6 protein-coding genes are annotated in these 10595 nt (G+C 44.6%); all 6 read right to left on the bottom strand.

Features of this window, described 5'->3' with window-relative positions:
- Nucleotides 1–107: 107 nt before the first annotated feature.
- Entirely contained in the window at nucleotides 108–2183 is a 2076-nt protein-coding gene (gene fusA / locus QZL64_RS12745; protein WP_021842338.1) for an elongation factor G, read from the bottom strand.
- A gap of 22 nt (nucleotides 2184–2205) precedes the next feature.
- Nucleotides 2206–2676 (bottom strand): 30S ribosomal protein S7, encoded by a 471-nt coding sequence (rpsG, locus tag QZL64_RS12740; protein ID WP_006555649.1) that lies wholly within the window; start codon nucleotides 2674–2676, stop codon nucleotides 2206–2208.
- 46 nt (nucleotides 2677–2722) lie between these two features.
- Nucleotides 2723–3097 (bottom strand): 30S ribosomal protein S12, encoded by a 375-nt coding sequence (gene rpsL / locus QZL64_RS12735; protein WP_021842337.1) that lies wholly within the window; start codon nucleotides 3095–3097, stop codon nucleotides 2723–2725.
- A 77-nt stretch (nucleotides 3098–3174) separates the two neighbouring features.
- A complete protein-coding gene (locus tag QZL64_RS12730; RefSeq protein WP_021842336.1) occupies nucleotides 3175–3420 on the bottom strand; it encodes a ribosomal L7Ae/L30e/S12e/Gadd45 family protein in 246 nt (81 codons plus the stop codon).
- Between the two features lie 400 nt (nucleotides 3421–3820).
- Nucleotides 3821–8032, bottom strand: a complete 4212-nt coding sequence (rpoC, locus tag QZL64_RS12725) for a DNA-directed RNA polymerase subunit beta' (RefSeq protein ID WP_021842335.1) — start codon at nucleotides 8030–8032, stop codon at nucleotides 3821–3823.
- Nucleotides 8033–8065: 33 nt separating this feature from the next.
- Nucleotides 8066–10595, bottom strand: a 2530-nt coding sequence (gene rpoB, locus QZL64_RS12720; protein ID WP_296309661.1) for a DNA-directed RNA polymerase subunit beta, incomplete at its 5' end; no start/stop codon positions are given.

Genomic DNA, 10595 nt, shown 5'->3' with positions numbered 1-10595 from the left:
GTACCGATGTTAACATGCGGTTTAGTACGTTCAAATTTTGCTTTTGCCATTTTGAATTGTCCTCCCGGATAATTAAAATTTTACTTATTGTGTTAACCCTTAAGGGATTAGCCGTTTTTCTTTGCCTGAATTTCTTCAGCAATTTTCTTAGGCACTTCTTCGTAATGGTCTACTGTCATAGAGTAGTTACCACGGCCCTGAGTTTTGGAACGGAGGTCCGTTGCATAACCGAACATTTCGCTCAATGGAACGAATGCTTTGATATGCTGGCTGCCGTTACGAGCTTCCATGCCTTCCATACGACCACGACGAGAGTTCAAGTCGCCGATTACGTCGCCCATGTATTCTTCCGGTACATCAACTTCTACCGCCATGTATGGTTCGAGAAGTACTGGGTCAGCTTTACGTGCACCTTCTTTGAAGCCCATCGAGCCGGCGATTTTAAACGCCATTTCGGAGGAGTCAACATCATGGTAGGAACCGTCAAATACGATTACTTTGATGTCAACCATTGGATAGCCGGCGATAACACCGGATTCCATAGCTTCCTTAACACCGTTTTCAACCGGTCCGATGTATTCACGAGGAATTGCACCGCCGACGATTTTGTTTTCAAATTCGAAGCCTGCACCAGGTTCTTGTGGAATTAATTCCAACCAGCAGTCACCATATTGACCACGGCCACCGGACTGACGTACGAATTTACCTTGAGCTTTAACGGATTTGCGAATCGTTTCACGGTAAGCAACCTGAGGTTTACCAACATTACATTCAACCTTGAACTCACGGTTCATACGGTCAACGATAATGTCGAGGTGAAGTTCACCCATACCGGAAATGATTGTCTGACCGGTTTCTTCATCAGTACGAACTTTGAAGGTTGGATCTTCTTCAGCCAAGCGGGCTAAAGCGATACCCATTTTTTCCTGGTCAGCTTTAGTTTTTGGTTCAACTGCTACGGAGATAACAGGTTCTGGGAATTCCATGGATTCAAGAATTACCGGAGCCTTTTCATCACAGAGAGTATCACCGGTGGTTGTATCTTTCAAGCCTACAGCAGCTGCGATATCGCCGGAGTAAACGCGTTCGATTTCTTGACGGCTGTTAGCATGCATCTGAAGGATACGACCGATACGTTCTTTCTTACCTTTTGTGGAGTTGAACACGTAAGAACCGGATTCTAAGGAACCGGAGTATACGCGGAAGAACGCTAATTTACCAACATAAGGGTCAGCCATGATTTTGAAGGCCAATGCGGAGAATGGTTCTTCATCGGATGCAGGGCGAGTTTCTTCAGCACCTGTATCAGGGTTAACACCTTTAATAGCTGGAATATCAAGTGGAGATGGCATGTAGTCAATAACTGCATCCAATAACATCTGCACACCTTTGTTCTTATAAGAAGAACCGCAAAGTACAGGGAACAATTTGTTTTCACAAACTGCTTTACGAAGAGCCGCTTTTAATTCATCAATGCTGATTTCTTCGCCTTCCAAGTACTTCATCATGATTTCGTCGTCAGTTTCGGCAATAGCGTCTACCAACATTTCACGACGTTCTTGAGCTACTTGTACATAGTCTTCAGGAATATCAGTGATTTCGAATTCTTTACCATCATCGCTGATGTAGATTTCGGCTTTCATAGTCATCAAGTCGATGATGCCTTTGAAAGTATCTTCAGCGCCGATTGGTACTTGAAGAGCAACACTGTTTGCACCCAAGCGTTCTTTCATCATGTTTACAACATTGAAGTAGTCAGCACCTACGGTATCCATCTTATTTACATAAGCGATACGTGGTACGCCATAGGTAGATGCTTGACGCCATACAGTTTCAGACTGTGGTTCAACGCCACCTTTAGCACTGAATACTGCAACGGAACCGTCAAGTACGCGCAACGAACGTTCTACTTCTACAGTAAAGTCAACGTGACCCGGGGTATCAATGATGTTGATGCGATGTTCTTTCCAGTGACAAGTAGTCGCAGCAGACGTGATTGTAATACCACGTTCCTGTTCCTGTGCCATCCAGTCCATCGTCGCAGCGCCTTCATGAACTTCACCGATCTTGTGAACTCGGCCTGTGTAGTAAAGAATACGTTCCGTTGTGGTTGTTTTACCGGCGTCGATGTGAGCCATGATACCGATATTACGAGTTTTCTCTAGCGAAAATTCTCTTGCCACGAATGTCAACTCCTCTTACTAATTACCAACGATAATGAGCAAATGCTTTATTAGCTTCTGCCATTTTATGAGTGTCATCTTTTTTCTTAATAGCTGCGCCAGTGTTATTGAACGCATCCATTAATTCACCGGCCAAACGTTCTTTCATGGTGCGTTCGCCGCGAAGACGAGCGTAGTTTACCATCCAACGAATACCTAACGTCTGACGACGATCGGCACGAACTTCAACCGGAACTTGGTAGTTGGCACCGCCGATACGACGAGCACGAACTTCCAATACAGGCATTACATTTTTTAAAGCCTGATCAAATACTTCCATTGGGTCCTGACCCATTTTGGAACGAATAATTTCAAATGCATCATATACGATAGTTTCGGCAATACCTTTTTTACCATCGTACATTACTTTGTTAATGAAGCGTGTAACCAATTTGCTGTTGTACACCGGATCCGGAAGTACATCACGCTTCAACACAGGGCCTTTTCTTGGCATGTTATTTCCTCCTCTACGATGTGTGATTTCAATTGTTTAGCTATAATTATTTCTTAGCTTTTTTAGCGCCATATTTGGAACGGCTCTGCATACGATTCTGTACGCCGGCTGTATCCAAAGCACCACGAACAATGTGATAACGCACACCTGGTAAGTCTCTAACACGACCACCTCTGATAAGTACTACACTGTGTTCCTGTAAATTGTGACCAATGCCTGGGATGTAAGCAGTTACTTCAATAGCGTTTGTCAAACGAACACGGGCAACTTTACGAAGCGCGGAGTTCGGTTTCTTTGGAGTAGCAGTATATACACGAGTACATACACCACGTTTCTGCGGGCTTTCTTTAAGTGCAGGAGCGTCGGATTTCTTTGTCAAAGTTTGACGGCCTTTGCGTACTAACTGGTTAATAGTTGGCATGTGGGCACCTCCTTTCCAAACAATTAGATTTATAATTGATCTATAGCAACAAATTGTCACCACAGATATTACCAAATTTAGCGCAGCACCCCAATGGCAGCTGCTTTTACTTTAATCTTGCCGGCCTTACCAAGTTCTTCCATGGAGTGTTCTTGATTTACCGGTACGGCGTTTTTCTCACAAAGTTCAAGTATGGGCAACACCACTCGATCGTCGCTGTTATTAGCAACAAACACCATCTGAACTTCGCCGCGCATAATCGCTTTCGACGTTTGTTTAGCTCCGATTGTCTTTTTCGCTGATGTTAATACTTCGATTTCCATACCATTACTCCTTGATTTTTCTTGTACTCAGGCACACTCTCCCCCGAGCACTATAACAGTTTAGCATTACTACCCCATGCCTGTCAACAACTTTTATAGCCTTTTTACCGCATTAAATCAACATTTTATATGTACACTTATCCGTGTGTTTCAAAAGGCTTTATTTTTGCATATTTCACATAATTTTATACAAAATTTACGTAATTTTTCTTCATTTTATACAATTCTATGCATCGATTACTAAATCAGCATACATAGATTTCGAATTAAATATAAAAGAGTGCCATTATTTTTACATAATAACACTCTCTTACATAACTATATTTATGACATTGGCTCCGGTAAAGATGAAAACCGTAAGGCCTCCTCTCTACCGATACACCAATTGTCAAGACTTTACTTATTCTTCAGCAGCAGCCGGAGCGTCAACCGTTACCACATCGTCGATTTGAGGTTCTTTTTTAGTAACCTTAATCTTACGATAACGGCTCATGCCGGTACCGGCCGGAATCAACTTACCGATAATAACGTTTTCTTTGAGACCCAATAACGGATCGATTTTGCCTTTAATAGCAGCATCAGTAAGAACACGAGTCGTTTCCTGGAAGGATGCGGCCGACAAGAAGCTGTCGGTAGCCAACGCAGCTTTAGTGATACCGAGTAAAATACGTTTACCTGTAGCCGGTTGTTTGCCGTTCAAGATGAGACGACGGTTTTCTTCTTCAAAGGTGTTAACATCGATAGGATCGCCAGGTAACAAGTCGGCATCGCCCACTTCTTCTACCTTCACTTTATGAAGCATCTGGCGCACAATAACCTCAATGTGCTTATCGTTAATTTCTACACCTTGAGATTTATATACTTTTTGTACTTCATAAACAAGGTAACGCTGAGTAGCTTCGGTACCCATTACGCGCATGATGTCATGCGGATTAATGGAACCTTCTGTTAAACGAGCACCCAATTTAACTACATCACCGTCACGTACGATAATGCGAGCACCGTATGGAATGAGGTAATCATATTCCACACCGTCTTTGTCGGTAACAAAGATTGTGTTAGTGCCTTTTTTATTGTCATTAGGTACTACGCGAACAGTACCTTCCACTTCACTGATGATAGCATGACGTTTAGGGCGACGTGCTTCGAACAATTCTTCAACACGTGGCAAACCTTGCGTAATATCGTCACCGGCAACACCACCTGTATGGAATGTACGCATTGTAAGCTGTGTACCCGGTTCACCGATGGACTGAGCTGCAATAATACCAACAGCTTCACCAACCTGTACCTGGTTGCCGGTACCGAGGTCACGGCCATAGCACTTCATACATACACCATAAGGGGAATGACAAGTTAATACGGAACGGATCTTAACCGTTTCATAGTGTTTAACTACTTCATCAGCCAATTCTTCCGTAATTTCGCCATTGAGCGGCACGATAACTTCGCCGGTTTCTTTGTTGATTAATTCTTCAGCTGCCGTACGACCTACGATACGATCTTTAAGCGGTTCAATAATACCGGAACCTTCAACGATGGCTTCCACTTCAATGCCGTGGATGTCATTGTTGCGTACCTGTACTTCTTTAACATCACTGTCAAGAATAGCTTCAATGCCTTCTTCAGTAAGGGCACTGTGAGCAGGGAATACTTCATTGCCTTCGCTGTCAACTACGGCGTTAACAGTATCCTTGCCAAGCATATTCTGAACCATGGTTTCACGCAATGTCTGACGAATACCTTCATCGGTTTCACCAAGGCTGATCTTTTGTACCAAGTTCGTATGGTTAATATCGCTGTCGCTACCCAAATGAGCACCACGAAGATCGATATCGGTAATCTTATGATCGGCTAATGCTTCAAGGTCCGTAAGAGTCAAGATGGTTTCAGCTGCCAATACGAGTTCACCCGTTGCAGGATCTACAACATCTTTATCGAGTACGCGACCAATCAATTTATCTTTCAACAAGGAAAGAGCCTGACGAGTGGAGCTAGCCAAACGAGCGCGTTCACGTACTAAGTCGATACCTACTACGTCACAGTCTTCTTCGCGAACGATAACGTCTTGCGATACGTCAACGAGACGACGAGTCAAGTAACCGGAGTCAGCTGTACGAAGCGCCGTATCGGCCAAACCTTTACGAGCACCATGGCTGGATGTAAAGTAATCCAATACAGTAAGGCCTTCCTTAAAGTTAGCCTTGATTGGCAAGTCGATGATTCGACCGGATGGGTCGGCCATCAAACCACGCATACCGGCCAACTGACGAATCTGCTGTTTGTTACCACGGGCACCGGAGATAGCCATCATGTAAACCGGGTTGAATCCTTCCTGGTCACGCATCATGGTATCCATCATGGCATCCGTTACATCTTCCGTAGCCTGAGTCCAAAGTTGGATAGTTTTACGATAACGTTCATCTTCGGACATGTAACCACGACGGTAGTTGCGGGATACTTTTTCTACATCTTCATCGGCTTTTTGTAAAATTTCAGCTTTTTCAGTCGGCACTTTAATATCGGCAATAGCGATAGTCATACCGGCACGACGAGCGTAAGAGTAACCCAAGGATTTCACGCGGTCAAGAAGTTCGGCAGTTTTTTCGTTGCCGAATAACTGGAAGCACTGGTCAACCAATTTACCAACCATCTTCTTGTCCATTACGCGACCCAATGTATAATGTCCGTCTTCCTGCAATTCGTATTGACGAAGTTCAGGATAGAGGGCGTTGTTAAAGATCAAACGACCAGCCGTTGTTTCCACACGACCATAGCCTTCTTCACGAATGTATAAAATATCTTGCAAGCCGATTACGCCGGAATCATAAGCCAACATAACTTCGTCGTAATTAGCGAAGTATTTAGCTTTTTCCTTCGTATGTTGACGTACTACAGTTAAGTAGTAAGTACCCAAAATCATATCCTGGGAAGGAACCGCTACCGGTTTACCATCCTTAGTGGACAAGATATTATGGGAAGACAACATGAGGGTACGCGCTTCGGACTGAGCTTCTACGGACAATGGCAAGTGACAAGCCATCTGGTCACCGTCAAAGTCGGCGTTAAACGCAGTACATACTAACGGATGCAATTTAATGGCACGACCTTCCCAAAGGATAGGTTCGAATGCCTGGATACCCAAACGGTGCAATGTCGGTGCACGGTTCAAGAGTACCGGATGTTCTTTAATTACTTCTTCGAGTGCTTCCCAAACGCCCGGGCCGATACGTTCAACCTGACGTTTAGCCGCTTTAATATTGCTTGCCTGTTGGCGTTCTACCAAACGTTTCATAACGAAAGGTTTGAACAATTCGAGAGCCATTTCTTTAGGCAAACCGCATTGATGCATTTTGAGTTCCGGACCAACTACGATTACGGAACGGCCGGAGTAGTCAACACGTTTACCCAAGAGGTTCTGACGGAAACGACCTTGTTTACCTTTAAGCATATCGGATAAAGATTTCAAAGGACGGTTGCCCGGACCTGTTACCGGACGGCCGCGACGACCGTTATCGATTAAGGCATCCACAGCTTCTTGCAACATACGTTTTTCGTTGCGCACGATAATATCCGGTGCACCTAAGTCGAGTAAACGTTTTAAACGGTTGTTACGGTTAATTACACGACGATATAAATCGTTAAGGTCAGATGTAGCAAAACGACCGCCGTCGAGCTGAACCATAGGGCGTAATTCCGGCGGAATAACCGGTACTACATCCATAATCATCCATTCCGGTTTATTGCCGGACTGACGGAATGCTTCAACTACTTCCAAACGACGTACGGCACGAATTTTACGTTGGCCCGTAGCCGTTTCGAGTTCGCTGCGAAGTTCAACATTAAGGCTTTCCAAATCCAATTCGGCAAGTAATGCTTTAATGGCTTCAGCGCCCATGTCAACGCATACGAATTCCACTTCTTCTTGAGCGCCTAATTCGTAACGTTCTTCACGAGTCAAATCTTCGTATTCTTTTTCTTCTTCGGCAATTTCAGTATTAGCTTTTAATGCTTCATTAGCAGCAATTTTGCGTTGTGCTTCGGCAATAATCGCCAAACGTTCGCGGCGCTGAGCCACGGTTTCAATTTCAACCTGTTTGCCGTTGATTTTGTAATCTTCTTCATTGAATTGCGCTTCATATTCGCGGAATTCAGTTTCAGATAACAACTGACGTTTCATGAGCGGTGTGCTGCCCGGATCAACTACGATATAAGCAGCAAAGTAAAGTACGCGCTCTAAGGAACGTGGTGATACATCAAGGATAAGACCCATACGAGATGGGATACCCTTGAAATACCAAATGTGAGATACCGGTGTAGCCAATACAATGTGACCCATGCGCTCACGACGCACTTTAGAACGAGTCACTTCTACACCACATTTATCGCAGACTACGCCTTTATGGCGAATGCGTTTATATTTACCGCAATGACATTCCCAGTCCTTGGTCGGTCCAAAAATACGCTCGCAGAACAAGCCGTCATGTTCCGGTTTAAGCGTACGATAGTTAATTGTTTCCGGCTTTTTAACTTCCCCATAGGACCAATCTAAAATTTGTTCCGGCGAAGCCAAGCCGATTCGCATAGAATCGAATTCATTAACGTCTAGCACAAGTATCGCTCCCTTCTTTCGGATACTCAAATATTAGTCTTCATCAGTTTCGGATTCGCCGACATACGTAGCCATAGTGCTAAGTATGTCGTCATCTTCCCCGCTCGTTACCGGTTCTTCTTCGATAACATTCGCTTCTTCCGTATCGTCAGCTACTGCATCTGAGCCTTCCATTACTTCTTTGATTTCATCTTCATTGGTATCTACATCATCGTCGTCATCAAGTTCTTTGATTACAACTTCTTCTTGATCTTCGTTCAAAATCTTCACATCAAGACCGATACTCTGAAGTTCTTTAAGCAATACTTTGAAAGATTCCGGTACGCCCGGTTCAGGAATATTTTCACCTTTAACAATCTTTTCGTATGCTTTCACACGACCTACCACGTCATCAGACTTAACAGTGAGCAATTCCTGCAAGGTATACGCTGCACCATAGGCTTCCAACGCCCATACTTCCATTTCCCCGAAACGCTGACCGCCGAACTGAGCTTTACCGCCCAATGGCTGTTGCGTTACTAAGGAGTAAGGACCGGTTGAACGAGCATGGATCTTATCATCAACCAAATGGTGAAGTTTTAACATGTATACGTAACCAACGGTAACTTTGTTATCCATCGGTTCGCCCGTACGGCCGTCGTACAATACGGTTTTACCGTCATCATTTTTACCGGCAATACGGAGGGTATCGAATACGTCACTTTCGTGCGCGCCGTCAAATACCGGTGTAGCGATATGGATACCGGCTACATCAGGTTTTGGCATGCCGTAAGTTTCGTAGTCATAACCGTAAGATTCCAAATCTTTGCGGATTTCTTCGCGTTTTACACGAGCCGATTCAATAGCATCGATGATGTCAACCACTACCGAAATGTCTTTTAATTCAATCTGTAAAGATTCTTCCATTTCCGGAGCTTGGTCTTCATCGTCAAAATATTCAATTTCAGCATCGCTGTATTCTTTTTCGATAGCGCGCAATTCGTCATAACGTTCGCGGCCACCGAGTTCAGTCAATTGTTTCTGTGCTTCCGCCAAGATTAAGCTCAACGCTTCTTCGCGGCGTGCATCGATTTCACTGTCCACATCAAGATGGGCAACAGTTACGTTTTCCGCCACTTTAGCTTTTAAAGCGTCCATTTCGCCGTATAATTCTTTAATGCGGTCGATATTATCCCAATAACGGCTGTCGGCTTTCGCTTGGTTCAATACATTTTGAATCTTGAGGTCGGTAGCTTTAATCTGCATACCGAGGCCCTGAACAGCCCAACCGAGGTGAGTTTCCAATACCTGACCGATGTTCATACGAGAAGGTACGCCCAATGGGTTCAATACGATTTGAACCGGTGTGCCGTCCGGCAAGAATGGCATGTCTTCCTGACGCATTACGCGGGAAACGACACCCTTGTTACCATGACGACCGGCCATTTTATCGCCTTCGTGGATTTTACGTTTTTGTGCAATATATACACGAACTAATTTGTTAACGCCCGGTTGCAATTCATCACCGTTTTCACGAGTGAAAACTTTAACGTCAACGATTTTACCGGATTCACCATGCGGTACACGAAGGGAAGTATCACGTACTTCACGTTCTTTGTCACCGAAGATGGCACGCAATAAGCGTTCTTCCGGCGTTAATTCAGTTTCACCTTTTGGTGTAACTTTACCAACTAAGATATCCCCCGGATGAACTTCCGCACCGATGCAGATGATACCTTCTTCGTCCAAGTTGCGAAGATTGTCATCGCCCGTATTCGGCAATTCACGGGTAATTTCTTCGGCACCCAATTTGGTGTCGCGTGCATCACATTCGTATTCTTCAATATGAATGGATGTATAAATATCTTCTTTGCAAAGCTCTTCGCTAAGCAAGATAGCATCTTCGTAGTTGTAACCTTCCCACGGCATGAACGCCACGAGCACGTTAAAACCGAGTGCCAATTCACCGCCGTCAGTAGCCGGGCCGTCAGCCAATACTTGGCCTTTAACAACGCGGTCGCCGCGGAATACGATTGGTTTCTGGTTGAAACATGTGGATTGGTTGGAACGAAGGAATTTATTTAATTTGTAAACGTCAACACGACCGTTGTCGCGCTGTACATGGATTTCATTACCCCAACAACGAGTAACGATACCTTCTTCTTTAGCCAGTACACAAACGCCGGAGTCAGTGGCTGCTTTGTATTCCATACCGGTACCTACAAGCGGAGCCTGAGCGCGGAGCAAAGGCACGGCCTGACGCTGCATGTTCGCACCCATCAAAGCACGGTTAGCATCGTCGTTTTCTAGGAACGGAATCATAGCGGTACCGATGGAAACAACTTCCTTCGGACTAACGTCCATGTAGTCAACTTTTTCAGGTGCTACTTCAAGGACTTCAGAACCGCGACGACAAGCGATATGCGTATCTACGAAGTTACCTTCGCTATCGAGAATGGAGTTAGCCTGTGCAATGGTCATGCCTTCTTCTTCGTCGGCCGTCATGTACACAACCTGATCCGTAACTTGTACTTTAATAATTTTGTTGGCCTGATCGCCGGTACCGTAGATTTTTTCTACACGA

It is taken from the genome of Veillonella sp. CAG:933 (genome assembly GCF_000431435.1).
In the GTDB taxonomy this organism is placed as follows: domain Bacteria; phylum Bacillota; class Negativicutes; order Veillonellales; family Veillonellaceae; genus Veillonella_A.
Note: the sequence above shows the minus strand (reverse complement) of the source record. Positions and strands in the feature narration are given on the sequence as shown.

Coding starts and splice junctions, on each gene's coding strand:
- rpsL (WP_021842337.1), bottom strand. CDS start 3,097: ATGCCAACTATTAACCAGTTAGTACGCAAAGGCCGTCAAACTTTGACA.
- QZL64_RS12730 (WP_021842336.1), bottom strand. CDS start 3,420: ATGGAAATCGAAGTATTAACATCAGCGAAAAAGACAATCGGAGCTAAA.
- rpsG (WP_006555649.1), bottom strand. CDS start 2,676: ATGCCAAGAAAAGGCCCTGTGTTGAAGCGTGATGTACTTCCGGATCCG.